At 36.2% G+C, this 547-nt stretch carries 1 protein-coding gene; it reads right to left on the reverse strand.

All coding sequences use genetic code 11. The annotated features are described in order from the left end of the window. Positions 1 to 185: 185 nt before the first annotated feature. Positions 186 to 547 (reverse strand): transposase (locus tag ES765_RS21590; protein ID WP_138116618.1); only part of this gene is annotated, 362 nt, incomplete at its 5' end.

Consider the following 547-nt stretch of genomic DNA (forward strand, 5'->3'; position numbering starts at 1 on the left):
GTATTTGGAGCACCATCGAAGACCTGACGATGGCCAAAGCAGTAATTTCATACTAGAGCAATAACCATTGGGTGAATTTAATTCACGGGCCCGAAACTATGGACCTTTAAGTCCATAGTGGTTCATTGCGCTTGTAGAGTCCCATAAAATGTATTTTTAGTTTGCAAACCCAAAATACGGGATTCTCAAGCTTCTTTATAAACTAGACTTTCGGATAGTTGTGTTTCTGATTGATATATTTTATCACCGCTTACCATTCTAGTGATCAGGTTATTGAAAATTGTTGACTTACTCTGTGATCGGTTTATTCTAAAACAGAATTCATTAAAATACCTATTTAGGTTATCATCACTGACCCAAGAATACGTAGTTCTTATCAAAGATTTAACTTGATGTATCATAGCATGTAGCGCCTTGAAGCTCAATCCTTTATTACTTTCTATCTGTTTTATATCGTACACTTTTGCTATAGGTCTGTAACCTCTCCATTTGTCGGTCGTTATCTTGGCTTCTCGACTTATGTGGCCGACAAATATATATTGTAATG

The sequence above is a fragment of the Maribacter sp. ACAM166 genome, from assembly GCF_005771495.1.
Taxonomy (GTDB): Bacteria; Bacteroidota; Bacteroidia; order Flavobacteriales; family Flavobacteriaceae; genus Maribacter.